The 24469-nt window shown below is 41.6% G+C and carries 21 protein-coding genes and 1 other RNA gene; 7 read left to right on the plus strand and 15 right to left on the minus strand.

Annotated features, from left to right (window positions below; translation table 11 throughout):
• Nucleotides 1-3 precede the first annotated feature (3 nt).
• The 4 genes from PSM_RS18760 to PSM_RS10105 all read right to left on the minus strand — a co-directional run bounded on the left by PSM_RS18760 (nucleotide 4) and on the right by PSM_RS10105 (nucleotide 2386).
• Entirely contained in the window at nucleotides 4-516 is a 513-nt protein-coding gene (locus tag PSM_RS18760; RefSeq protein ID WP_236613512.1) for a hypothetical protein, read from the minus strand.
• Nucleotides 509-1138 (minus strand): TnsA endonuclease N-terminal domain-containing protein, encoded by a 630-nt coding sequence (locus tag PSM_RS10095; protein WP_013465408.1) that lies wholly within the window; start codon nucleotides 1136-1138, stop codon nucleotides 509-511. Before PSM_RS10095 ends, PSM_RS18760 begins: the two co-directional genes overlap by 8 nt.
• Before the next feature lie 133 nt (nucleotides 1139-1271).
• Nucleotides 1272-1368: signal recognition particle sRNA small type (gene ffs / locus PSM_RS18430), an RNA gene on the minus strand.
• A gap of 139 nt (nucleotides 1369-1507) precedes the next feature.
• Nucleotides 1508-2386 (minus strand): DUF3014 domain-containing protein, encoded by an 879-nt coding sequence (locus tag PSM_RS10105; protein ID WP_013465410.1) that lies wholly within the window; start codon nucleotides 2384-2386, stop codon nucleotides 1508-1510.
• 346 nt (nucleotides 2387-2732) lie between these two features.
• On the opposite strand from PSM_RS10105, the gene PSM_RS10110 reads away from it, so the two are divergent.
• Nucleotides 2733-3878, plus strand: coding sequence for a patatin-like phospholipase family protein (locus PSM_RS10110; protein ID WP_013465411.1), 1146 nt, complete (start codon nucleotides 2733-2735; stop codon nucleotides 3876-3878).
• 18 nt (nucleotides 3879-3896) lie between these two features.
• On the opposite strand, the gene PSM_RS10115 is transcribed toward PSM_RS10110, so the two are convergent.
• Nucleotides 3897-5870: a monovalent cation:proton antiporter-2 (CPA2) family protein gene (locus PSM_RS10115; RefSeq protein ID WP_013465412.1), complete on the minus strand. Its 1974-nt coding sequence runs from the start codon at nucleotides 5868-5870 to the stop codon at nucleotides 3897-3899.
• A gap of 127 nt (nucleotides 5871-5997) precedes the next feature.
• On the opposite strand from PSM_RS10115, the gene PSM_RS10120 reads away from it, so the two are divergent.
• Nucleotides 5998-6894 (plus strand): GGDEF domain-containing protein, encoded by an 897-nt coding sequence (locus tag PSM_RS10120; RefSeq protein ID WP_008467488.1) that lies wholly within the window; start codon nucleotides 5998-6000, stop codon nucleotides 6892-6894.
• Between the two features lie 55 nt (nucleotides 6895-6949).
• Here PSM_RS10120 and PSM_RS10125 read toward each other — a convergent pair whose 3' ends face one another.
• The 6 genes from PSM_RS10125 to lpxB form a co-directional block, all read right to left on the minus strand.
• The gene (locus PSM_RS10125; RefSeq protein ID WP_008467489.1) at nucleotides 6950-7291 is read right to left on the minus strand and encodes a hypothetical protein; all 342 of its coding nucleotides are present in this window, start codon (nucleotides 7289-7291) and stop codon (nucleotides 6950-6952) included.
• On the minus strand, nucleotides 7288-8598 hold the full coding sequence (gene tilS / locus PSM_RS10130) for a tRNA lysidine(34) synthetase TilS (protein ID WP_013465413.1): 1311 nt from the start codon (nucleotides 8596-8598) through the stop codon (nucleotides 7288-7290). Before tilS ends, PSM_RS10125 begins: the two co-directional genes overlap by 4 nt.
• A 112-nt stretch (nucleotides 8599-8710) precedes the next feature.
• Nucleotides 8711-9667 carry an acetyl-CoA carboxylase carboxyl transferase subunit alpha gene (accA, locus tag PSM_RS10135; RefSeq protein ID WP_008467493.1) on the minus strand — a complete coding sequence of 319 codons (957 nt, stop codon included), beginning with the start codon at nucleotides 9665-9667 and terminating at the stop codon, nucleotides 8711-8713.
• Between the two features lie 16 nt (nucleotides 9668-9683).
• On the minus strand, nucleotides 9684-13175 hold the full coding sequence (dnaE, locus tag PSM_RS10140) for a DNA polymerase III subunit alpha (protein ID WP_013465414.1): 3492 nt from the start codon (nucleotides 13173-13175) through the stop codon (nucleotides 9684-9686).
• A 2-nt stretch (nucleotides 13176-13177) separates the two neighbouring features.
• On the minus strand, nucleotides 13178-13777 hold the full coding sequence (gene rnhB, locus PSM_RS10145; protein WP_008110956.1) for a ribonuclease HII: 600 nt from the start codon (nucleotides 13775-13777) through the stop codon (nucleotides 13178-13180).
• Nucleotides 13767-14924, minus strand: coding sequence for a lipid-A-disaccharide synthase (gene lpxB, locus PSM_RS10150; protein WP_013465415.1), 1158 nt, complete (start codon nucleotides 14922-14924; stop codon nucleotides 13767-13769). Before lpxB ends, rnhB begins: the two co-directional genes overlap by 11 nt.
• A gap of 292 nt (nucleotides 14925-15216) precedes the next feature.
• On the opposite strand from lpxB, the gene PSM_RS10155 reads away from it, so the two are divergent.
• The 5 genes from PSM_RS10155 to cydC are packed head-to-tail and all read left to right on the plus strand — an operon-like array spanning nucleotide 15217 to nucleotide 21607.
• Nucleotides 15217-16800 (plus strand): cytochrome ubiquinol oxidase subunit I, encoded by a 1584-nt coding sequence (locus tag PSM_RS10155; RefSeq protein ID WP_013465416.1) that lies wholly within the window; start codon nucleotides 15217-15219, stop codon nucleotides 16798-16800.
• On the plus strand, nucleotides 16797-17936 hold the full coding sequence (gene cydB / locus PSM_RS10160) for a cytochrome d ubiquinol oxidase subunit II (protein WP_013465417.1): 1140 nt from the start codon (nucleotides 16797-16799) through the stop codon (nucleotides 17934-17936). Before PSM_RS10155 ends, cydB begins: the two co-directional genes overlap by 4 nt.
• 12 nt (nucleotides 17937-17948) lie before the next feature.
• Complete coding sequence (cydX, locus tag PSM_RS10165; RefSeq protein ID WP_013465418.1) at nucleotides 17949-18113, plus strand: cytochrome bd-I oxidase subunit CydX; 165 nt, start codon at nucleotides 17949-17951, stop codon at nucleotides 18111-18113.
• On the plus strand, nucleotides 18103-19878 hold the full coding sequence (cydD, locus tag PSM_RS10170) for a thiol reductant ABC exporter subunit CydD (protein ID WP_013465419.1): 1776 nt from the start codon (nucleotides 18103-18105) through the stop codon (nucleotides 19876-19878). Before cydX ends, cydD begins: the two co-directional genes overlap by 11 nt.
• Nucleotides 19871-21607, plus strand: a complete 1737-nt coding sequence (gene cydC / locus PSM_RS10175) for a thiol reductant ABC exporter subunit CydC (RefSeq protein ID WP_013465420.1) — start codon at nucleotides 19871-19873, stop codon at nucleotides 21605-21607. Before cydD ends, cydC begins: the two co-directional genes overlap by 8 nt.
• Here cydC and PSM_RS10180 read toward each other — a convergent pair.
• The 4 genes from PSM_RS10180 to lpxD form a co-directional block, all read right to left on the minus strand.
• Nucleotides 21604-22011: a septal ring lytic transglycosylase RlpA family protein gene (locus tag PSM_RS10180; RefSeq protein ID WP_013465421.1), complete on the minus strand. Its 408-nt coding sequence runs from the start codon at nucleotides 22009-22011 to the stop codon at nucleotides 21604-21606. The genes cydC and PSM_RS10180 overlap by 4 nt on opposite strands.
• Before the next feature lie 178 nt (nucleotides 22012-22189).
• Nucleotides 22190-22960, minus strand: a complete 771-nt coding sequence (gene lpxA, locus PSM_RS10185; protein WP_013465422.1) for an acyl-ACP--UDP-N-acetylglucosamine O-acyltransferase — start codon at nucleotides 22958-22960, stop codon at nucleotides 22190-22192.
• 2 nt (nucleotides 22961-22962) lie between these two features.
• Nucleotides 22963-23415 (minus strand): 3-hydroxyacyl-ACP dehydratase FabZ, encoded by a 453-nt coding sequence (gene fabZ, locus PSM_RS10190; RefSeq protein ID WP_008110974.1) that lies wholly within the window; start codon nucleotides 23413-23415, stop codon nucleotides 22963-22965.
• Nucleotides 23416-23442: 27 nt separating this feature from the next.
• Entirely contained in the window at nucleotides 23443-24465 is a 1023-nt protein-coding gene (gene lpxD / locus PSM_RS10195; RefSeq protein ID WP_013465423.1) for a UDP-3-O-(3-hydroxymyristoyl)glucosamine N-acyltransferase, read from the minus strand.
• Between the last annotated feature and the right edge of the window lie 4 nt (nucleotides 24466-24469).

Consider the following 24469-nt stretch of genomic DNA (forward strand, 5'->3'; position numbering starts at 1 on the left):
ACTCTATTTTTTAAATGCTTTGTATGTTAAAGGCTTTAAAACACTGCCTACAACACTGTCGTTTTCAATAACAACTAAGTCTGCATAATACTTATAAGCCGAAGCCACCGATGGCTTTTCTTTTACTAAGTAACGCTCAAGTGCCTTTTCAAAAAACTTATCGGTGGCTGTATCGCGCTCCCTGTTACCCTTTTTTTGGTGGCTTGGTATTAGCGCCATGATATTTTTATCTGCATTTGTATAAGCGCTATACCATCGTGCAGCTGTTCTCCAGCTGGGCTTTTTCTCTCCCTCAACTTCGGGCATTACTTTCAATATAGGCTCAAGGTTTTTTTGCGTCCAACCGCCTTGAATATTAGCCTCAAGCCATTGAATATATTTAAACTTAGCAAATGTTGTGGCTTTAATTTTTTCAGGAAGGGCTTGTAAATCTTTGGCGTAATTTTGAGGTAGTTTGGTTTCTACTTTTGGTAATGGCTGGTTAAATTCATCTTCAAACAAACCGTCATTAAACATTGTTAGACCAAATTGCTGTTTCTATTGATATTTCATTTGTAGTTAAGTCGGCAAATAACTGCCCTAGTGATAATAAGCGTAGCACCGTAGCAAGTAGCTCACCGGCAGTTACTTTTAAAAAGTTAACTAACTGGCCCACTTTAATAGAGCCGTATTGCTTAACAAGTTCTAGCACCGATGCTTGCAGCTCTGTTAAAGACTGAAAACCAGAATAGCGATGTAAAAGCTTTAAGTTATTGAGTGTTGGGTATACACGGATTTGTTTATCAGTAACCAGTATTAAGTCGCGTCCATCTTGCTTAGCTATGGTTTGCTTTTCAATAAAACGTGCACGAAAGTCTTCGTCAGCAATTTTGCTTTGCGGTTTTACTTCTATAAATTTTTGCGTGCCGTCTGTGTGGGTAAGTAAAAAGTCAGGTGTGTAACGGCAAGTACGGTTATCAAACTCATATTCGTAACCGAGTGGTTGTGCTTCAAATGCGGCTATTGATGGTGAGAATTCAAAATGGAAACAAGCATCGAACTCTAAGGAGGATTCAACTAAACAGGTAGATTTATTTTTATGACTAGCAAATTTATGGAGGTTTTTAACACGGGAGTGTTTGAGTTTTCTTCTGTGCATGTGAATCAACCATCTAACCATTTGGTTAAATACTAGACTATGCCACCTTATACTTCCAATTTATGCCATCTTTTAGTACAAATATGTCAACTTATACTTCAAACAACACCCAAATGAGGAATTTGGGTGGCAGTCTTACCAGCCACATCTCGGCACACACGTCACAAACTGTGGCTGCTCCCTTCCGGGCCTGACCAGGTTCGCCTGCTAGTGTTGCGAGAGGACCAATAAGACTACCATTGAGGGCCTTGGTTGGCGCGATTGAGATTATCGCTACTTTTACTCTGTTATTCAAGGGATAATCAAAAAAGAAAGTGCGATTGCATACTTCATATACAATCGCAGGGTATTTAGTTATTAAAGCGGTTATTAATTACTCTCTAACTGCGCTTTTATATTACGTAGCGCTGCTTTTACCTTTTTCATGTTCTCTGGGCCCATGCGTAAAAGTTGTTTTTGTGCAGCGGGTAATTGCTCCCACTCAGAAAACGCATACTGATAAGTAACCGAGTCACGCAATAAAGGTAAGCTGCCTTTTGGCTCTGGAGTATCAAGTAGCAAGTCAATGGCATCTTCAAGTGTTTGTGTAAACTCATCATCGCCATAGCCAATTTCAGTGTATGCACTGTTGATTAGCGGTTTATATTCTTCATATAAACGAACAGCTTGTGCGGCACTCATACTTGTTAGTACTTTTACATATGGGGTGTAGCGTTCATAGCTATTAGGGTCAATGGTTAAAATATCGCCTTCGTTTACGCTAAAACCTTCTTCTAACTTTACAACTGGGGTATGTTTCTTAGCCACCTTACCTTTTGCTAAGTTATCGATAAACACCACACCACGACGAATAACATCATCGTTCAACACTAGGCTCATTGCCGCATCGCCTAAGTATTCATCTAATTTTGCAACCACGACAGGATCACTGTCATTTAATGTTGGTAAAGGCACAACCTCAGACTCTGGCTCAACGTCTGGGCGCTGTGTTGGCACTGCCAACTCTTCAGGTTTTTCTGGCTTAACCGATGGCGCACCGACCACTGGGTCGTTTTCAGGTTTTAGCTCCATAACGGGTTGCTCTTTTATGGGTTCTTCAACCTGCATAACTGTTTCTGGGGCTCCGCTTGGTTTTAATAATACAAACGCGGCGGCAATAATAATGATTAATAAAATAACCCCTGCGAAGATAAGGTTGTTATTCGGTGGACGTTTTTGAACATCTGATTCTGATGGTTTATCTGACATACGAACTCCATAAATATAAAAATGCGATACCGTTTAGAGTACTCTAAACAGATTTAATTCCTAACTTACACTAATATTCATTAATAAGTAGGGTCTGTTGACCTTTCCGGATTAAAATTTGTTCAGCCCCCTTGGGTAGAGGATGTTTAATTTTTAAGCTACGTTATCGCCTATTTATGGGAAGTAACCACAATACATAGGCTCAGCCTTGCCTGAAAAACAAACACACTACTAAAAATTCAACCTCGAAAGATAAATAGACTCTAACATATCCTTTGATTCTTCTAGCTTAAAGACTTACAGTAAATAAATAAAGTAAAGACAGCGAACAGTTTAAATACCTAACATGAAAATTAAGCAAGTCGATCCTAGTAAACCTAAAATTGCCTTATTACTAACAGGTGGTGGTGCCCGAGCGGCTTATCAAGTGGGTGTTTTGAAAGCGTTAGCGCAAAGTATGCCCAGAACCGCCCCGCTCCCCTTTAGAGTGATAAATGGCACCTCTGCCGGTGCAATTAATTCTGCAGCCTTAGCATGTTACGCCTCATGTATGCATTTAGCGGTAAGAAAACTAGAAACAGTTTGGAAAAACTTTTCAACTTCGATGGTATATAAAAGCGACTTTTTAAGTGTGTTTGGTCATATTACCCGTAATATTTTAACCAGTTTCCAGTCAGAGCATATAAACCATCCACCAGCAAGCTTGTTAAATAACCGACCACTTAGAAAACTGTTAAACGATATACTGGATTTACATCGTATTGAGCGTAATTTACACCGTGAATATTTAGAGGCGCTGTCTATCACTGCATCCAGTTATACTACTGGCGATTCTGTTGCTTTTTTTCAGTCAAATACGCAGCATTCTTGGCAACGAGCCAAGCGCGAAGGACGCGCTACTCGTATCAATGTTGAACACCTAATGGCCTCAAGTGCCATTCCTATGGTGTTTCCAAGTGTGAATATTTATAACCATTACTTTGGCGATGGCTCAATACATCAGCTTTCACCTTTGAGCCCCTCTATTCACTTAGGGGCAAATAAAATATTTATTATTGGGGTTGATCAACCCAAAGAGCCACATCCTCCAGGGTACTCTGCACATTTCCCGGGGCTTTCGGCCGTGGCAGGGCATTTACTCGACAGTGTATTTACCGACACCATGCAATCTGATTTAGAGCGCTTGGACAGAATAAACCGCACACTCGGTTTACTGCCCAATAAGCATAAGCATCAAGAATTGAAACAAATAGATAGCTTTATTATTAATCCATCGCAAAACTTCAATGCCATTGCCGCGCAGTATTACGATGATATGCCTTGGGCGATAAAAGTTTTATTACGTATGATCGGGGTAAAAAAGCGCTCTCAGTCGAGTTTGACCAGCTATTTGTTATTTGAAAAACGCTACACCCAGCATTTAATTCAAATCGGATACGACGATGGTATGAAACAACTCCCTGAAATCAGAAAGTTCTTAGAGCTAGAGTAAGTTTTTTTGCTTGATGGGCTACTCTATACCATCAAGTAAATAATGCTCAACACGTTCTACACGCCGTGGTTTACCTTGCAGCACTAGAATATCATTAGCATACAATATTGTGTGTTCTTGTGGTGTGTCTATTTCTTCGCCCTCGCGGCGAAGCGCCTTAATTAGCACTTTTCTTTTTGCTAAATTGAGTTCGCTAATTGCTTTATTAACCGCAAATGCTTTATCTGGTAAGGCTATTGCATGTAAATACTCTAAACGCTCTGGCAAGTTGGTATCGCTGTCAATATTTTCGCCGGCAAAAAAGCTATGCAATAATTTATAACGGTTTCGTCGCTCACTACTAACACGGCGAATAATACGGCTCATTGGCACACCAGACATTGACAACACATGCGACACCAACATTAAGCTTGCTTCAAGCGCCTCAGGCACAACCTCAGTAACCCCTAGCGCTTTTAAGCGCTCTAACTGACTATCATCACGGGTTCTTATGAGTATTTTAACCTTAGGTGCAACCTGTTTAATGGCATTAATGACTATTTGAGTTTGTTGAAATTCGGTAAAAGTAATAATGATTAGTCGCGCTCGCTCTACCCCCGCACACTTTAAAATATCTTTTTGCTCAACATGACCAAATATTAAAGGCTCGCCCGCCGCTTTTCCTTCCTGTACTAAAATGGGGTCGCTCTCTATTGCCACATAATCAATTGCCTCTGGGGATAAAAAGCGGGCAATAGTTTGTCCTACGCGAGAAAAACCGCATATCACCACATGGTTATGATAAAGCGTGCTACTTTGAAGCTCGTCTTCAAAGGCAAACTTTGCGCGCTCTAACATGCCTAGTCGTTTTAAAATAAAAGGGGTTTTATCAATTAAATAGGGCGTAAGCGCCATAGAAATTACGCCCATGGCAATTAAAAATGATACTTGCTCAACGCTCAGCAAGTTATGCTGTGCAGCGAGTGCAATTAACACAAAGCCAAACTCACCCATTTGCCACAACATTATAGCGCACGCTAACGCATCTTGTTTTCGCTCTCCCATAAATAAAGAAGATAACATCACTACGGCAATTTTTAAGATTAAGATGCCCATCAAGGCAACAATAATAATACCCGCATGATCAACAACAAAACCAATGTCTAACTGCATCCCCACGGTTACAAAAAATAACCCCATGAGAATATCGCGAAACGGGCGAATATCGGCCTCTAATTGATGACGATAGTGGCTCTCCCCTAGCATCATGCCTGCTAAAAAAGCCCCTAATGCCATCGATAAACCAAAAGAGTATGTGAGTAACCCGGCAAACAAAGACACCAATAACGTGGTTAATACAAACAGCTCATCGCTTCGTGCTAGTGCCACTTCTTTAAACACCTTGGGCAAAACCCACTTGCCAATAGCCCATAGCAATACACACACAAACGCGCCTTTAGTCAGCGCAAACAGTAATGCCCAACCAATACTATTGGGATCACTGCTGGCAAATAATGGCAAAATAATGAGTAACGGCACAACCGCAATGTCTTGAAATAGTAAAACACCGATTGCCAATTGCCCTCGGCGTTTATTTAAATCACCACTCTCTTTTAATAATTTAGCAACCACCGCCGTAGAGGAGAGCATAATAATAATGCCGATGGTAAAACTAGTTAATAAACTAAAATTTAATAAATAAAGGATTAAAATAAGCAAGATACTGCTGACTATGACTTGCAATGAGCCTAAGCCAAATACGATATTTCGCATTGCCATTAAGCGCGATACAGAAAACTCCAGCCCTAAACTAAATAACAAAAACACAATACCCAGCTCAGCAATAAAGTCCATTTCATGGCTTTGTGCCATCCAACCAACGCCATGGCCACCAGCTAGTAAACCTACCGCTAAATAAGCTAATACAGGGGGAAGCCCTATTCGCTTAAATAGCCATACAAATAGAACCGCAGCAACTAAAAGTCCAAAAACCTGAGCATTAATATTTTGCAATGCAATCCTTATAAGCAATCAATGGAATGTAACTTAACTATAGCAACCGTATAAGTTTCAGCCAGAATGTAAATATGGCATATAACCTGCTTAGTTATAAAAAGTAATACTATAGGGGGAAGAAATAGTGGAAAACGTTCATATTTTGACACAACGTATCTCTGGTCGCGGCGAATTTTTGCCGTTCTCAGCAGAGCAATATAATAGCAATACACCGACAGCACTGCATGAGCTAGCAGCTAAACTGCAAACGAGCTTAGTTTTAGAAGATATTTTAGGAACGTTTGCAAATTTTGCAAAACAACTGCTTAATTTTTCTGGTGTGCATTTTAAAGCAACAAGTATTGATGTAAAAACACCCAATAGTGATGTTGAAAATCCAGCGTACTCGTTTGATTTAAAAGTTGAAAATGAGTACTTAGGCACATTAACTTATTATACAAAGTATCCGCTTAGTGCGGCTATTGAGAAAAAGCTACAACACTTTCATAGTGTACTAATTTATCCATTGCGTAATGCGCTTATGTATAACCGTGTATTAAGGTTAGCCACAAAAGATTCATTAACCGGATTAAACAACCGTAGTCAATTTAATGACATGTTGCTACAAAAGCTTGAAAATCATCGACGTAACGGTCATTCGTTTAGTTTAATGCTGCTTGATTTAGATAATTTTAAGCAAGTAAATGACAACTATGGTCACAAAATTGGCGATGACGTTTTAATCGAGTTTGCTGCGGTTTTATCTAGTAGTATTAGGGGGACTGATTCGGTATTTCGCTTTGGTGGCGATGAGTTTTCAATATTAATCGAAGACCCGGCTTTTACCACCAATAAAGTGGTGGCTGAACGTATTATGCGTTTAGTCAGAAACTCACCGATTATGTCTAAATACAACGTCACAGCCAGTATTGGTTTTACGCTGACTAATAGCGACGATTGCCAGAACGAGATATTTTCTCGCGCAGATAAAGGCTTATATAAAGCAAAAGCATCTGGGCGAAACTGCGCAAAAGCCTATTAAGTAATAAAAACATTATTTTTAAAAAGCCTAGCCTCCCCCGCTGGGCTTTTTTACGCTACTTTTTTAATATCACGTGCTTATAAATGAGCAACATGGCGCAAAAGCCAAAAAAGAAGCCACTGAGTAAATTAAGCAATGCGGCAATTGTCGCAAGCGGTGTAAAAAGCACTAACAGTAAGGGCATACTCACCCCTAGAATGAAAAATACGCCCCCCTTACCTAACCAATAGGCAAGTAAAATGGCGGCACATACCATACCGCCCAACACAGCGTAGCCTAATGTAATTATATTAAGGGTTAAAAATACATTCGCTAAAACCGCAATCAATAGCGTAATTAATATGCCAGTAGGTGCCTTATTTATAAGCGACAGCCCAACATGAGGTTGTTGACTCATGATTTATACTCCCAAATAAAACCAGTATCATCTTTGTGATTATCACTAATAAAATAGCCAACCACTTGAACTAGCTCATCATTGTAAAAAATTAATGGAATATCAGCACGTAGCCAAGGCGCTACTTTTGCATCTTTAAACCAATGCTTAAGGGTATTACTGCCTGGTTTTTTGAGTGGTTTAATACGCGCACTATTACAGTTAAAACGAACACTGACTTGTTCATCAGGTTTAGGGGCGCGTATACCTATTCCCTGCAGGCATTGTAGTATTTGTCCGTCATTCAGCACTAGTTCGCGACTTGTTACGTGTTCAATATTAACGGCTAAAGGCGTCGGTTGCACAAAATACAGATAACCTTGATGACGGCGTATTTGTCCATCGCTTAGCTCAATAACCATTTGCGCATCAGCTTTGGCATGAATAGCCTGACTCATTATTTGCATTAACTGTTTTTGCGAAGGCATGGTATGAGTAAATAAAGCCAGCCATGCGCGCAGAAGATTCGCAATGCGAATAGCGCTGTAATGAGCCATATTTTGTATATTAAGCGCCTGATGTTGGTTAATACACTGTGCGAGATCTTGCTGGGTATATTCATCAAGCAGTGCTTGTTGCTGTTGTAATAATTCTATACTACGGGCTGTACACTGCTCAAACCCAGTAAAACGCTCAGCCAACTTAGGCACTATTTGTTGACGCAAAAAATTACGATCAAAGCGTTCATTGGAGTTTGACTCATCAGTAATATGGCTAATATTAAATTGCTGAGCAAACGCTTCTATGTCGCTGCGTTTTACCCCAAGTAATGGCCTGTAGCACTCACGGCCACTTTCAAGCACGCGAGTTTGCTGCATAGCGCCGAGCCCTTTTAAGCCTGAGCCGCGCTTTAAACGAAGTAGAAATGTCTCTACTTGGTCGTTTAAATGCTGGCCTAACAAAATGACACTATCACTTGGGCTGTGTTCATCAAGCGCTTGATAACGCGCTTCGCGAGCCTGCGCTTCAATACTGGTGCGCGATTTCGGCTCAATAATGACGTTTGCCGCCTTAAAATCAATTGAAAGCTGCTCACAGCGTGCATGGCAAAATTGCCGCCAGTGATGGGCGTTATCACTTAAGCCATGATTGACATAAATTGCACTTAAATCTAATTGCGGGCACTGCTGTTTTAACGCATGCATTACCTGCAACAGCACCACCGAGTCTACCCCACCAGATAAGGCTACTGTAAATGTGAATTGCCCATTTTCTAAGTAGTGATTAAGGGCTTTTTTTACCTGCAGATAAATAGGTGTTTTGTGCATTAATATACCCAATGAGTAAATTGCTAATAACCCGAACAATAAAGGCTCTACGTTACGGTATTTTAAAACAAAAAAAGCCGCATAGGCGGCTTTTTTCTATATTTAGCTATTTTTAACAATAACCAAACGACATTAAACGCTTGTAACGTTGGTCAAGCATCTCTTCAAGCGATAACGCTTGTAGGTCTGCTAAATCTCGCTTAAGGCGTACTTTTAAGTTACGTGCCATCGCATCATAATTACGGTGCGCGCCGCCTAGAGGCTCTTCAACTAAATTATTAATTAAATCTAGCTCTTTAACACGCTCTGCTGTTACACCCATTGCCTCTGCAGCCAATGGTGCTTTGTCAGCACTTTTCCATAAAATAGAGGCACAACCCTCTGGTGAAATAACCGAGTAAGTGCTGTATTGCAACATGTTTACTCTGTCGCCCACACCAATGGCTAATGCACCACCTGAACCACCTTCACCAATAACAGTACAAATTGTTGGTACTTTAAGTGCGGCCATTACTTTTAGGTTACGTGCAATTGCTTCAGACTGACCACGCTCTTCAGCGCCAACACCAGGGTATGCACCTGGGGTGTCGATAAAGGTCATGATTGGCATTTTAAAACGCTCTGCCATTTCCATTAAGCGCAATGCTTTACGGTAACCTTCAGGTTTTGGCATGCCAAAATTACGTTTGATTTTTTCAGCAGTACCACGGCCTTTTTGCTGACCGATCACCATTACTGGCTCACCATCTAAACGGGCTACGCCGCCTAAAATGGCAGGGTCGTTAGCAAACGTGCGATCACCCGCAAATTCGTCAAATTCCGTAAAAATACGCTCGATATAATCTCGAGTATAAGGACGCAACGGATGACGTGCTAACTGTGATACTTGCCAAGCGCCTAGTTCAGAGAAAATTTTCTCCTTCATTTGTGCGCTCTTTTCTTTAAGTTTACTGACTTCCTCTTCTAATCCAAGGTCTAATTCGCCAGCGCGGCTTACATTTTGTAATTCTTCAATTTTTGCTTCTAATTCTGCAATTGGAAGCTCAAAATCAAGATAATTGAGGCTCATGCTCTAAACTACCTAATTAGTTAAATTCTAGTTCTACATTTTGCGCTGCCATCAGCGATAACTTATGAATTAAGTCGTCACTTGGCGTAACACACCATTCGATCCCTAGGGTTAATTGCACCAACGCATCGGGGCGTTGATAATATACCTTGATCGGACACGTTCCCATTTTGTATGGTTCGAGTACTTTTTGTAATTTATCGAAGAAACCAGCCTCGATCTGCACCATATTCAGCGTCATCTTAATCGCTTTTATACGCTTTTCACGCGCCTGAGCAATGGTGTTTATTTCTCTGGCGGTCATTGTAATACCACCAGAGAAGTTATCAAAGCTGACCTGTCCGGATATCACCAAAATATTGTTGATTTGCAACATATCTTGGTACATTTCAAACTGTTCTGGAAACAAGCGTACATCAATTCGGGCGCTTTTGTCATCTAAAGTTATCAGCCCCCAACGATTTCCTTTTTTATTAATTAAGGTTCTCGCTGCAATCACTAAACCTGCTCCGGTTGAGACTACATCACGATTAGTTGGTTGTAAGTCGATGAGTCGCCCACTGGTATAATGCCCAAGCTCTCGTCGATACTGGTTTATAGGATGTCCGGTTAAATAAAGGCCTAGGGTGTCTTTTTCGCCATCAAGCCACTGATTATCCGTAAGCGGTGTTGCTTTTATAAACGCTTGCTCTACTTCATCAGGCTCTGTAGCCAATAAACCAAATAAATCACTTTGCCCTAATAATTCAGCTTTGTTGTGCTGATCGGCTGCGCGCATCGCATCTTTTAAGCTGGCTAATAGTGTTGCTCGCCCTGGCTGAGTTTTTTCAGGCCCTAGTTGGTCTAATGCGCCTGCATAAATTAATTTCTCGGTAACGCGTTTATTTAAGCGTTTTAAATCAACACGCGCACAAAAATCAAATAGGTCTTTAAATGGGCCGCCTTTTGCTCGCGCCTCTAATATGGCATCAACCGGCGCTTCACCTACGCCTTTAATTGCCCCTATGCCGTAAACAATTTCACCTTGAAGGTTAACAGTAAACTTGTATTCACCCGCGTTTACATCGGGCGGTAACAAAGTGAGTTTCATGTTTTCACACTCATCCACCAGCGTTACTATTTTGTCGGTGTTATCCATATCAGCCGACATTACCGCCGCCATAAACTCGGCCGGATAATGCGTTTTCATCCACAGCGTTTGATACGATACTAATGCATAAGCTGCTGAGTGAGATTTGTTAAAACCGTAACCCGCAAACTTTTCAACCAAGTCAAATATTTTTATTGCCAGTTCGCCGTCAATACCGTTGTTACGTGCGCCTTCTTCAAAGGTTGAGCGCTGTTTTGCCATTTCTTCAGGCTTTTTCTTACCCATAGCACGACGTAACATATCAGCGCCACCCAGTGTATAACCGGCCAGCACCTGCGCTATTTGCATAACTTGTTCTTGATACAAAATAATGCCGTATGTCGGCTCAAGAATCGGCTTTAAACTTTCGTGTTGGTATTGCGCATCGGGGTATGAGATTTCTTCTCTGCCGAGCTTTCGGTCGATGAAGTTATCTACCATGCCTGATTGCAGTGGACCTGGGCGGAACAAGGCCACTAGGGCTATCATATCTTCAAAGCAATCGGGCTTTAATCGGCGGACTAGGTCTTTCATGCCGCGTGATTCTAGCTGGAATACCGCGGTGGTTTCAGCGCGCAGCAGTAACTCTATACTTTTTTTATCATCCAATGGAATGGTGTTGATATCGACCGGCTGTTTGCCTTCACGCTTTAAGCGCTCATTGGTCATATCCAGCGCCCACTGTAATATGGTGAGCGTACGTAAGCCTAAAAAGTCAAACTTAACTAAACCGGCGGTTTCTACATCGTTTTTATCAAACTGGGTAACAGGAAACTTGCCTTCGTCATCGCAATAGAGCGCCGCAAAATCGGTAATGGTGGTCGGCGATATTACAACCCCCCCGGCATGTTTACCGGCATTACGCGTACAGCCCTCAAGAATACGACACATGTCGATTAAGTCTTTAACTTCTTCATCGCCGTCGTAGGCTTCTTGCAAACGGGGTTCTACGTCAAATGCTTTAGCCAGTGTCATCCCAGGGTCGCCCGGAATAAGCTTAGAAATACGATCGACAAACCCATACGGATGACCAAGTACCCGGCCTACATCGCGTATTACCGCTTTTGCTGCCATAGTACCAAAGGTAATAATTTGCGATACCGCGTCACGGCCATACAAGGCCGATACATGATCAATTACTTCATCACGCCTATCCATGCAAAAGTCGACGTCAAAGTCGGGCATAGAAACACGTTCAGGGTTTAAGAATCGCTCGAAGAGTAGGTCAAATTCGAGCGGATCAAGGTCGGTAATTTTAAGGGCATAAGCCACTAATGAACCCGCACCTGAACCACGCCCTGGGCCTACTGGAATATTGTTATCTTTACTCCACTGAATAAACTCCATTACGATCAAGAAGTAACCAGGGAATCCCATTTGGTTAATTACATCAAGTTCTATTTTTAAACGTTCATCGTATTCGCCACGTTTTTCTTGACGTTCTTGCTCGTCAGGAAATAAAAACTGTAATCGTTCTTCAAGGCCGTCTTGTGACACTTTAACCAAAAACTCATCAATTTTTAGTGAGCCCGTCGGGTAATCTGGTAGGAAATACTCACCTAATTGCACGGTTACATTACAGCGCTTTGCAATTTCTACGGTATTTTGTAGCGCTTCTGGAATATCACTAAATAGCTCTGCCATTTGTTCTGGCGTTTTTAGGTATTGCTCTTGTGAAAAACGCTTTGGTCGGCGTTTATCATCTAGAGTGTAACCATCAAAAATAGCCACACGAATTTCATGGGCTTCAAAGTTTTCAGGTTTTAAAAATACCACTTCATTGGTGGCCACTACTGGCAATTGCTCATTTGTTGCAAGCTCCACCGCCATGTGCAAATAATTTTCTTCTTGAGCACGGTTGGTACGAATAAGCTCTATATAATAATGATCGCTAAAATGCTGTTTATAAAAACTGACCACCGACTCAACAATAGCGGGGTTACCTTTTATTAAGGCTTTTCCTAAATCGCCATCTTTGGCGCCCGAGAGTATGATAAGCCCCTCTTTTAAATCAACTAACCACTCACGGTCAATGACAGGGCGATGAAAAACATGGCCACGTTGATAGGCTTTAGAGATCAATAAAGTAATATTTTTATAGCCAATGTTATCTTTGGCTAATAATGTTAATCGGCTTGGTTCGTCGGGGAATTCTGGGCTACGTACCCAAAAATCCGCACCAACAATCGGCTTAATACCCGCATTATGCGCTGCGCCATAAAAACGCACCAGACCACAAAAGTTCATTTGATCGGTAATTGCCAACGCTGGCATTTCAAGCTCTTGTGCTTTAGCGACGATTGGTTTGGTTTTTGCCAAACCATCAACCATTGAAAAGTCTGAGTGAACTCTTAGATGAACAAATTCAGGAGCCGCCATAATTACTCCTTACCCGAAAGCGCAAGCACACGCTGCACAGGTTTAAAGCTCTTGCGATGCTCATCTATCGCACCGTATTGTTCAAGCGCTGCAAAATGTGCCTTAGTTGGATACCCCTTATGCCCTGCAAACCCATATTGTGGGTAGCGTGCATCAAGTTCAATCATTTCATCATCCCGGGCAACTTTTGCTAAAATAGACGCGGCTGATATTTCAGCAACTAGGCTATCGCCTTTTACCACCGCTTGTGCGGGCATGGCTAATTTAGGAAGGCGGTTTCCATCTACAAACACAAATTCAGGCACTGTGCTAAGCGCTTCCACCGCGCGGCTCATAGCAAGCATAGTGGCTTGTAATATATTTAACTCATCTATTTCACTGGGGCTACAACGGCCAATGGCGTAACACAGTGCTTTTTCTTTTATTTCGATGGCTAATAATTGGCGCTTTTTATCGGTTAATTTTTTAGAGTCGGCAAGGCCAGCAATCGGTTTAGCGGGATTTAAAATAACAGCGGCTGTAACCACATCACCCACCAGCGGTCCACGACCAACTTCATCCACACCGGCTATTAAGGTTACATTGGGTCGTTCAATTTGCATCTATTAACTCCGCCACTGCATTTGCAGCTTGTTTACTTGCATCTAATCTAATTTTTTCATGTATGGCTAAAAAGCGTGCTTTTAATTCTTTATTATCGCTATTGAGCATAGGGGTAAGTGCTGCTGTTAAGTTAGCGACATTACACTCACTTTGTAAAAACTCTGGTACTAACTCTTCATCTGCCAATAAATTGGGTAGCGAAAAATATTTAATATTAAAGGTAAATAAGGTTTTAAAAATCCAGTAACTCATGGGTTTAATTTTATAACCAACCACCATTGGCTTTTTATATAACATGCCCTCAAGCGTTGCTGTACCTGATGCAAGCAATATAGCATCGGCGGCTTGCATGGCTAAATTTGATTGCCCATCCAGTAAGTTAACATTAAGTGAGGGCGCTGTGGCATTTAAAATAGCAATAAACTGCGCTTTGCGCTTTTCGTTCACCAGTGGCACCACGACTTTTAATGCAGGGTTCTGCGCTTGTAACTGCGTCGCTGTTTTTATGTAAGTTTCGCTTAACAAGCCCACTTCTGAGCCCCGGCTCCCGGGCAATAACGCTAACACCTTATCATCAGCACTTAAGCCTAGTTGGCTGCGGGCTTGGCTATCGTCGTGCTTAAGTGCAATGTCGTCAGCTAATGTATGGCCTACAAAAGTACACGGTACTTGGTGTTTGTCGTAAAATTCTTTTTCAAAAGGCAATAAAGCCAATACTAAGTTAGTTGCTGCACTTATAGTGTGAATACGTTTTTCACGCCACGCCCACACTGAAGGGCTTACGTATTGCACGGTTTTGATGCCTGCATCTTTTAACGGTTTTTCTACACGTAAATTAAAGTCCGGCGCATCAATACCAATAAATACATCAGGAGGGTTATTAACAAAGTGCTGCACGAGTTGTTTGCGGATTTTTAGCAAGCGCGGTAAACGGCCTAGGACTTCAACCAAGCCCATAACCGACAACTCATCCATATCAAACAGCGTTTTGCAGCCTTGAGCTTGCATTTTAGGGCCTGCAATACCTTCAAAAGTGGCATCAGGAAAGTGTATTTTAAGCGCTTTTATGAGCCCTTCACCTAAAATATCGCCCGACAGTTCACCTGCCACAATACCAATTCGTAGTTGTTTTTTATCTTTTTTCATTTGCTATTTTTTCACAAGTAAACCCGGCATTCATACCGATTAGTTTACCGTGTTTTAAGGCTAGGTTAAACGCTTAAAACACACCACTTTTTTCTAACTTACTCTTAATTGATGATTGCGTATTTTATAGACTGATGTAATGTCATAGTATATTAAAGTTTTCTAATATACATATTGACAAAAATTGTACAAACGCTAATAATGATGCAAACTTTCAGAAATTACTGAAAGTTTATTAAAACATTAACAATTGCTTTGTGCTGTCACTGCATCACAACCAAAGGAGCCAAAAATGATAGATGAAACCTTTGTGGATCTATCGCGATTACAGTTTGCTGTCACCGCTCTATTTCATTTTTTATTTGTGCCGTTAACAATCGGTATGACCTGGATTTTAGTTATCATGGAATCGGTTTATGTTATGACCGGTCGCGAAATTTATCGTGATATGACTAAGTTTTGGGGCAAGTTATTTGGTATTAACTTTGCTATTGGCGTGGCGACGGGCCTCACCATGGAATTTGAGTTTGGTACTAACTGGTCGTATTACTCGCATTATGTGGGTGATGTATTTGGTGCGCCACTGGCCATTGAAGGCTTAATGGCCTTCTTTTTAGAATCAACCTTTGTGGGAATGTTCTTTTTAGGTTGGGATAGGCTCTCTAAACGCCAGCATTTAGGGGTCACATTTTTAATGGCGCTGGGCACAAATATGTCTGCGCTGTGGATTTTAGTCGCTAATGCGTGGATGCAAAATCCAGTAGGGGCTGAGTTTAACTATCAAACCATGCGTATGGAAATGACTAGTTTTGCAGAGCTGGTATTTAACCCGGTAGCTCAAGTTAAGTTTATTCATACTGTGTCTGCAGGTTATGTGGCCGCCTCTATGTTTGTACTTGGAATTAGTAGCTGGTACATATTAAAAGGACGTGATTTGGCATTTGCTAAACGGTCGTTCTCGGTGGCGTCTGGCTTTGGTTTAGCCTCTATTTTGTGTGTTATTTTACTCGGTGATGAATCTGGTTACGAAGTCGGTGAAGTACAAAAAGTAAAACTCGCGACAATAGAAGCTGAATGGCATACAGAAGAAGCTCCAGCAGCCTTTACTGCAATAGGTTTCCCTGACTCAGAAGAGCAAGTCACTCATGCTGCAGTAAAAATTCCCTACGCATTAGGGATTATTGCAACTCGCTCACTTGATGAGCAAGTGATTGGTATTTCAGATCTTGAGAAAAAACACGAAAAGCGTATTCGCAATGGCATGATTGCTTATGAATACCTAGAAAAACTTCGCGCAGGTGACGATACCCCTGCAAATATCGAAAAGTTTGATAACGTCAAAGATGATTTAGGCTATGGCTTATTACTTAAACGTTACACTCCTAATGTGGTAGATGCCAGCGAGGCACAAATACAACAAGCCGTTAAAGACTCCTTCCCTAAAGTGGGCCCTATGTTTTGGTCATTTAGGATTATGGTTGGCTGTGGCGTAATTATGCTTGGCGTGTTTATTCTCTCTTTTTATTACAACGCCCATCGTATTATTGAACAAAAACGTTGGTTGTTGTGGGCGGCGGTATTGAGCATTCCTCTGCCTTGGATTGCTATTGAATTTGGTTGGATTGTGGCTGAATATGGCCGCCAGCCATGGGCTATTTCTGAAGTATTACCGACCTTTTTAGCAACGTCATCGCTGACGGTAAATGATATTTTAATTAGCTTAACTGGTTTTATTGTTTTCTATACTGGATTGGCGATTGTTGAAGCATGGTTAATGATTAAATTTATTAAGCAAGGCCCAAGCTCTTTGCATACCGGTAAGTACCATTTTGAATTACCTGATCACAGCACGGCTGCTAAAGGAGAACTATCATGATTTTTGATTATGAAACATTAAAAATGCTCTGGTGGTTAATTATTGGTGTGCTGTTAATTGGTTTTGCCATTACCGATGGTATGGATATGGGCGTTGCCATGTTACTGCGTATTGTGGGCAAAACAGACAGTGAACGGCGTACCGTTATTAATACCATTGGTGCCCACTGGGATGGTAACCAAGTATGGTTTATTACTGCAGGCGGTGCTTTGTTTGCAGCGTGGCCTATGGTTTATGCGGCAGCGTTTTCTGGTTTTTACTTTGCCATGATGCTGGTGTTATTTGCATTATTTTTTAGGCCTCTTGGCTTTGATTATCGCTCTAAAGTTGACTCTAAACGCTGGCGTAATAACTGGGACTGGGGCTTGTTTGCCGGTAGTGCCATACCTGCGCTGGTATTTGGTGTCGCGTTTGGTAACTTGTTTTTGGGTGTACCGTTTAATATCGATAATTTATTAAGAGTCAGTTACCAAGGGTCGTTTTTTGCTTTACTTAATCCGTTTGCGCTCATTGCCGGCTTAGTTAGTATTACCATGTTAATTGCACACGCGGGAATGTGGCTACAACTGCGCACCGCAGATCAGGTCGCTGAGCGCTCAGGACAATACGGTCGCTACTCATTACTTGCCTTTATAGTGTTATTTGCGGCGGCTGGTGTGTGGGTTGCCAACCTAACGGGCTATCAAATTGTTTCTATGGGTGATACTCAAGGCCATGCAGATCCACTGGCAAAAGTAGTCACAACCGCCCAAGGCGCATGGCTTAATAACTACAGCGAACGCCCATGGACAATGACCTTCCCTATTTTGGCATTTGCAATGGCACTGTGTGCACTGCTGTTTTCTAAAGTAAATAAACCCGCTTTAGGCTTACTGGCAACCAGTGTGATGTTAATTGGAGTGATTATGACCGCGGGCGTTTCGTTATTCCCATTTATCATGCCCTCAAGCAACAACCCTGATATTAGCTTAACCATTTGGGATGCGGTATCAAGCCACAGAACACTCAATGTTATGTTTATTGCTGTGGTTATATTTGTGCCACTCATTTTAGCCTACACCACGTGGTGTTATGTAAAAATGTGGCGCAGAGTGACGGTTGATGAAATTGAAAACAACCCTCACGGCAGCTATTAAGGAGACTAAATTATGTGGTATTTCGCGTGGATTTTAGGTGTATTACTTGCCTGTACCTTAGGCGTAATAAATGTAATGTGGTATGAGTTTCATCAAAATAAAAACAGCATTGCTGATGATGAACAAGCCACCCATGATTTATTAAACGAGCATAATACAACTCATAATGACGACTAACCCCCGACCTAATCGCGCGCAGCAACAGTCTCTGCGCGCTTTTTTAAAGCAGCAAAGTAAGCCGGCAGCAATGTGGTTAAAGCTAAGCATTGCCCTAGGTACAGTTAATGCGATTTTAATGATTGCAGGCGCTTATTTACTTGCACAAACCATTCATGATGTGATGTTTGAAGGTCGTAATTTAGCCCAAGTAACCCACTTTTTATGGCCTTTAGCGGGTATTATTTTACTTCGCGCCATTTTTTTAGCGTTAAGTGAGCGCTTAAGCGCATTTGCAGCGCTTAAAATCAAATCGGCTATTCGCCAAACTTTACTCGATAAACTCACGCTACTTGGGCCAAGTTATATAGAACAACACGGCCAAGGCGCTACGCTCAACACGCTGCACAATGGTGTAGAAGCTCTGCATGACTACTATGCAAAGTACTTACCAGGGGTTGCCTATAGTGCGCTTATTCCTCTGGCAATATTAGTGGTTATATTTCCGACCGATTATAAAGCAGGACTGATATTTTTATTAACCGCACCACTTATTCCGTTTTTTATGATTCTAGTTGGTCATAAGGCAGAAGCGCTTAACCAAAAGCGCTGGCAACAACTGGCGGTATTAGGCAACTACTTTTTTGACCGCATACAAGGGCTTACCCAACTAAAATTGTTTAATGCTACGCGCAAAGAGCTAAAGCAAATAGCCCAAATTTCAGATGATTTTAGGCATGCAACGCTAAGCGTGTTAAAAATTGCTTTTTTATCTTCTTTTGCACTGGAGTTTTTAGCCACAATTAGTGTGGCACTGGTAGCGGTTATTATTGGTTTTAGATTATTTTTTGGCACGCTCGATTTTGCAACCGGCTTTGTAGTATTGCTGCTAGCGCCTGAATTTTACTTACCGCTTCGCCAATTAGGCAGCCATTATCATGCGCGCTTACAAGGAATTAGTGCTGCTGCAGATATGCTAATCATTTTAAATGCACCACTGCCATCAAAAAATAATAACCACACAGCTCATATAAACATGGAGGGTAACAGCACTATCAGCGTCCATGATCTCAATTTTAGTTACCCTAATAGCAATGAGGGAATTAATAATATTAATTTAACCCTGCCAAACACAGGACTAGTAGCCATTGTGGGAGCTAGCGGCTCAGGTAAGAGCACCCTACTTGATTGCATGCTTGGTTTTCACCCAGAAGTAATACAACACATATCCATTGACCAACAACCATTGACGACAGCCGATATAAGCCAATTACAACAAAACATTGCCTGGATCCCACAAAAGCCAACCTTATTTTTCGACACCATTGGCGCTAATATAAAGCTAGGTAACCCAGGCGTTTCAAATGCAGCACTTGAGCAGGCGGCGCAGCAAGCTGGTGCGCTGGAATTTATTAACGACTTACCTGATGGGTTTAACACCTTAATAGGTGAACAAGGCGAAGGGCTCTCTGGAGGGCAAAAGCAGCGTATTGCTTTAGCTCGTGCATTTTTAAAAAACGCCCCTATTTTAATGCTTGATGAGCCAACCGCTCATTTAGACAGTCAAACTGAACAGCTCATTCAAAACGCTATTGCTGAGTATGCAAAAGAACACTTAGTGATCACCATAGCGCACCGCTTAAATACAGTAAGAAATGCCAAACAACTTATCGTTATGGAAAACGGTGCCATCGCTCAGCAAGGCGACTTTATAACGCTCAGCCAGCAAGCTGGCGAATTTGCAAAGCTGCTGCAAACAGCGCAACATGGAGCGACTAATGACTAACTTTATTCGTTTACTTAAATTGTGCCGCCCTCATTATAAAGCGATGCTTTTAGGGACGTTTCTAGCGTCACTCACGGTGCTAGCTAATGTAGGCTTACTCGCTATTTCCGGCTGGTTTTTAGCTTCAATGGCTGCCGCAGGAATTGCAGGCGTCCATATGAACTACTTTACCCCAGCTGGCACCATTCGTTTTTTGGCGATTATGCGCACCGCTTCACGTTACGCTGAACGCTTAGTTACTCACAACGCCACATTTTTATTGTTAAGTGAAATACGAGTAAATATGTTCGCCACACTCAGTAAACTTAATAATCTTGATTTGGCTATGAGCCGCAGTGCCGATTTAGTTAACCGCTTACAAAATGATGTAGACGCACTAGATAAATTTTATTTAAATGTGTTGCTGCCGATGTTAGTTGCTCTACTAACAGTGCCTATTATTATGCTGTTTATGTCTGCTTACAGCCCAAGTGTAGCCTTAATTTGCTTTACGGGCATCGTTGTTATTGGGGTGGTTATACCCGCTATATTGAGCAGACAATTAGATAAAAACAGCCACCAAGAAACATTACTCAGCGCCCAATTAAGAGCTGAGCTATCTGATACCTTAACGGGTCTTAGAGAACTAAATATTTACCAAGCTCGAAACCAACAACTCACTAAGTGTGATCAGTTAAGTAAGCAGTATAATCAGCAATTATTTATTCGTCATAAGGCTCTTGGCAATGCTGATGGTTTGAGCTTACTCATAGTGCAACTGGCTATGCTCGCCAGCATTGTCACTATTGTGCCGCTGGTGTTTAGCGCCGAGATGGTAAATGTTGAATTGGCGATGTTGAGTTTGTTTGTACTGGCCAGTTTTGAAAGCGTATTGTTACTACCCAACGCGTTTATTGAACTACCTAATGTATTAAAAGCAGCTGAGCGACTATTTACCCTTGAAGATAAAGTACTAAAGAAAAACGAGGTACCGTCACAAGTAATTAATTCAAAAAATAAAAAATGGACACTTTCGCTAGATAAAATTAGCTACCACTATGGCCAAAAGCAGGCATTAAATAATGTGAGTTTTGAGCTACCTGCAAAGCATAAAGTGGCGATTGTTGGTAGAAGCGGCAGTGGTAAAACAACCTTAGTGAATTTACTAAGCGGTTTATGGCCTCTGCAACAAGGTGCAATTAGCTTACAAAACGAAAAAGAAACAATAAACCTGCATAATTTAAATAATGAAAGCCGTGCAAAAACATTAAATATTTTAGCCCAGCAGCATCATATTTTTGATGGTACATTAAGCGATAATCTTGCCTATGCGGCACCTGATGCAACACCGCAACAAATGACAGCGGCGTTAAAACAAGCCGAGCTGGGTAACTGGTTTAGCGCGCTAAAAGAAGGCTTAAATACTCGTTTAGGCACAGGGGGACGCAGTGTCTCTCAAGGCCAGTCAAGACGCATTGCCTTGGCACAAGCGCTGCTGCAACAACCCGCCATTGTAGTGCTCGATGAACCCACTGAAGGGCTCGATAATATTTCTAAACAAGCCGTTATGAACAGTATTTTACAGCTAAAAGAGCATGCTAGTGTATTAACAATTACTCATGATCCAGCGTTGTTATCGCAAATGGATAGTGTCATCTGGTTAGACAGTGGACAAATCATCGCTCAAGGTTCACATCAACAATTGCTCAATGAACACCCTGACTATGTGGCGTTAACGACCCGCTTTTAGTCCTTAGCAGTATTACTTTTATCAATAACGGTGACCGTTACATCAATAACGCCGACTTTAGGGTCGGCTATTTTTTTAAACATCGCCTTAGATAAATCAATAATTCGCCCCCGAATATAAGGCCCCCTGTCATTAATTCTGACCACTACAGACTTATTATTAGCAATATTGGTAACTTTCACTTTTGTACCAAATGGGAGTCTTAGGTGCGCAGCCGTTGCCGCCTGTTGGCTAAAACGTTCGCCATTAGCCGTGGTTCTGCCATGATATTTGTCTGCATAGAATGATGCTTTACCTCGCTCTGACATATCACTTTGTTGATTAATTATTTGCCTTGGCGCAGTACTACAAGCAGTTAACATAACCAATAGCATTGAAAGCAATACTAACTTTATCCGTTTCATTATTAATACTTTATAGGAAAATGTGTAGGGAGTGTAATAAGGTAAGCCTGAGTAGAGACTGAATTTAATAAACATAGCAACATGCACTTCATGGCTGAGTTATTGATCAAATATCAGCTAATAAAAAACCACCTTGATTACTCAAAGGTGGTTTTTTTATAAATTAAAATGCTCTTTATTAACGCACGATACCGCGCTCTGAGCTTTTAACAAAATCAATCATCAGCTGCACCGCTGGGTATTTTTCAGCGTCTTCTGAAAGCGATTCTATCGCTTCATCAACGCCTAGGCTCTTGCGATAAAACGCTTTGTACGCGCGGCGTACTGCCATTATCTCATCGCTTTCAAAACCACGGCGTTTCATACCTTCGGTATTGATTGCTGCAGGGCCTGCTGGCATCCCAATGGTGGTAACAAAAGGAGGTACGTCTTTATTTACACCAGAATACATACCAACAAATGCATGAGCACCAATTTTACAAAATTGATGCACACCTGAGTTACCCGCTAAAATAACCCAATCACCAACATGAACGTGACCCGCTACACTGGCATTATTTGCAAAAATAACGTTATCGCCAATCACCGCATCGTGTGCAACGTGTGTGTAAGCCATAAATAAGTTATTGCTACCTATTTTGGTAACACCTTCATCTTGGATTGTACCGCGATGAATAGTCGCACATTCACGAATAACATTATTGTCGCCAATAATTAAGCTTGTTGGTTCGTTGTTATATTTTTTGTCTTGGCAGGCTTCGCCCACAGAAGCAAACTGAAAAATATGGTTACCAGAGCCAATAGTAGCAGGCCCTTTAACAACAACGTGAGACTCAATAATACAGTCATCACCAATAACAACATCATTACCGATGTAACTGTATGGTCCAACTGACACATTGTTACCAAGTTTTGCACCCGGTTCGATTATTGCCGTAGCATGGATCACAATTAAAACTCTCTTCTAGCACACATGATTTCGGCGCTACACACTGTTTTGCCGTCAACTTTAGCTTCAGCCGCAAATTTCCATATGTTACGACGCTCTTTTAAAAACTTAACATGAAGATGCATGGTATCACCTGGCACAACCGGCTGCTTGAAACGAGCATTGTCTACGGCTGCAAATAGGTAAAGTTCGTTTTCACTACGATTTTCAACCGTTTTAAACCCTAATAGACCCGTTGCTTGTGCCATTGACTCTAATATTAGCACACCAGGAAAAATCGGCTGGTTTGGGAAATGGCCGGTGAAAATGGGTTCATTAATCGATACGTTTTTAATTGCATGTAACGATTCACCAGGGGTGAAATCTATAACGCGATCAATCAGTAGCATCGGGTAACGGTGCGGTAATAAACTTAAAATTTCTTGAATATCAAGGCTATTTAATTCGTTTGCCAAAATAGCATCCTTATTAGTGTTCAACGTTCATGACTTATTCAATGCTTCAAGCGCTTTTAGACGTGACTTCATGTCTGAAAGGTTACGCAAATGAGCAATTGACTTTCGCCATTCTTTGTTAGTCGTATGAGGCATACCGGATGAGTAAATACCCGGTTCGGTGATTGATTTAGTCACCATACTCATACCAGTAATTATAACACCATCACATACAGACATGTGACCGTTAATTGCGGTCATGCCGCCAATCTGGCAATTTTTACCTATGCTGACACTGCCTGCAAGTACAGTACAACCGGCAATTGCAGTGCCTGACTGAACTTCAACGTTGTGTGCTATTTGACACTGATTATCAATAATAACGTTACTGTGAATAATAGTATCATCGAGTGCACCACGATCTATGGTGGTGCTTGCACCAATTTCGACTTTATCGCCAATGATCACTGAGCCTAGTTGTGGAATTTTAAGCCACTGACCACGTTCATTCGCATAACCAAAACCGTCGCTGCCAATAACAGTATTCGCTTGAAATAAACAGTCTGCGCCAATCTCAACATCATGATAAACGCTCACACTTGACCATAGTTTGGTGCCTGAGCCTATTTTAACACGTTCACCAATAAAACTGTTCGGACCAATTTGTACGTTATCGCCAATCACAGCGTCAGCTTCAATTACAACATTCGCGCCTATGGCTGCGCTTTTACTGACTTGCGCACTGGCATGTATAACCGCACTTGGGTGTATACCACTAATGGCACTACGTGGCGTGGTATCCATTAACTGAGCGAGTTTGGCGTAATTCACATACGGATTGGCGACGATGATTTTGTTGCCTGAAAAATAAGGCGCATCCTCAGGACTCAGTATCACAGCACTGGCTTGTGTTGTTTCAAGCTGAGAGCGATATTTCTTGTTCGCTAAAAATGCAATATGCCCAGTCTGGGCATTTGCAAGTGTTGCTATTTTTTTAATTTCTAAAGCGCCATCACCTTGTAGCTCGGCGCTTAGAAGTTCCGCAATTTGCGAAAGCGTATAATTTTGCATAGAT

The sequence above is a fragment of the Pseudoalteromonas sp. SM9913 genome (genome assembly GCF_000184065.1).
Taxonomy (GTDB): Bacteria; Pseudomonadota; Gammaproteobacteria; order Enterobacterales; family Alteromonadaceae; genus Pseudoalteromonas; species Pseudoalteromonas tetraodonis.

Excerpts from the sequence above, each read along its gene's own strand:
- PSM_RS10180 (WP_013465421.1), bottom strand. The coding sequence starts at position 22,011 with ATGAAACGGATAAAGTTAGTATTGCTTTCAATGCTATTGGTTATGTTA.
- PSM_RS18760 (WP_236613512.1), bottom strand. The coding sequence starts at position 516 with ATGTTTAATGACGGTTTGTTTGAAGATGAATTTAACCAGCCATTACCA.
- cydC (WP_013465420.1), top strand. The coding sequence starts at position 19,871 with ATGACTAACTTTATTCGTTTACTTAAATTGTGCCGCCCTCATTATAAA.
- lpxD (WP_013465423.1), bottom strand. The coding sequence starts at position 24,465 with ATGCAAAATTATACGCTTTCGCAAATTGCGGAACTTCTAAGCGCCGAG.
- tilS (WP_013465413.1), bottom strand. The coding sequence starts at position 8,598 with ATGCACAAAACACCTATTTATCTGCAGGTAAAAAAAGCCCTTAATCAC.
- lpxB (WP_013465415.1), bottom strand. The coding sequence starts at position 14,924 with ATGAAAAAAGATAAAAAACAACTACGAATTGGTATTGTGGCAGGTGAA.
- PSM_RS10095 (WP_013465408.1), bottom strand. The coding sequence starts at position 1,138 with ATGCACAGAAGAAAACTCAAACACTCCCGTGTTAAAAACCTCCATAAA.
- dnaE (WP_013465414.1), bottom strand. The coding sequence starts at position 13,175 with ATGGCGGCTCCTGAATTTGTTCATCTAAGAGTTCACTCAGACTTTTCA.
- cydB (WP_013465417.1), top strand. The coding sequence starts at position 16,797 with ATGATTTTTGATTATGAAACATTAAAAATGCTCTGGTGGTTAATTATT.
- rnhB (WP_008110956.1), bottom strand. The coding sequence starts at position 13,777 with ATGCAAATTGAACGACCCAATGTAACCTTAATAGCCGGTGTGGATGAA.
- PSM_RS10110 (WP_013465411.1), top strand. The coding sequence starts at position 2,733 with ATGAAAATTAAGCAAGTCGATCCTAGTAAACCTAAAATTGCCTTATTA.
- PSM_RS10125 (WP_008467489.1), bottom strand. The coding sequence starts at position 7,291 with ATGAGTCAACAACCTCATGTTGGGCTGTCGCTTATAAATAAGGCACCT.
- cydX (WP_013465418.1), top strand. The coding sequence starts at position 17,949 with ATGTGGTATTTCGCGTGGATTTTAGGTGTATTACTTGCCTGTACCTTA.
- PSM_RS10155 (WP_013465416.1), top strand. The coding sequence starts at position 15,217 with ATGATAGATGAAACCTTTGTGGATCTATCGCGATTACAGTTTGCTGTC.
- PSM_RS10105 (WP_013465410.1), bottom strand. The coding sequence starts at position 2,386 with ATGTCAGATAAACCATCAGAATCAGATGTTCAAAAACGTCCACCGAAT.
- cydD (WP_013465419.1), top strand. The coding sequence starts at position 18,103 with ATGACGACTAACCCCCGACCTAATCGCGCGCAGCAACAGTCTCTGCGC.
- accA (WP_008467493.1), bottom strand. The coding sequence starts at position 9,667 with ATGAGCCTCAATTATCTTGATTTTGAGCTTCCAATTGCAGAATTAGAA.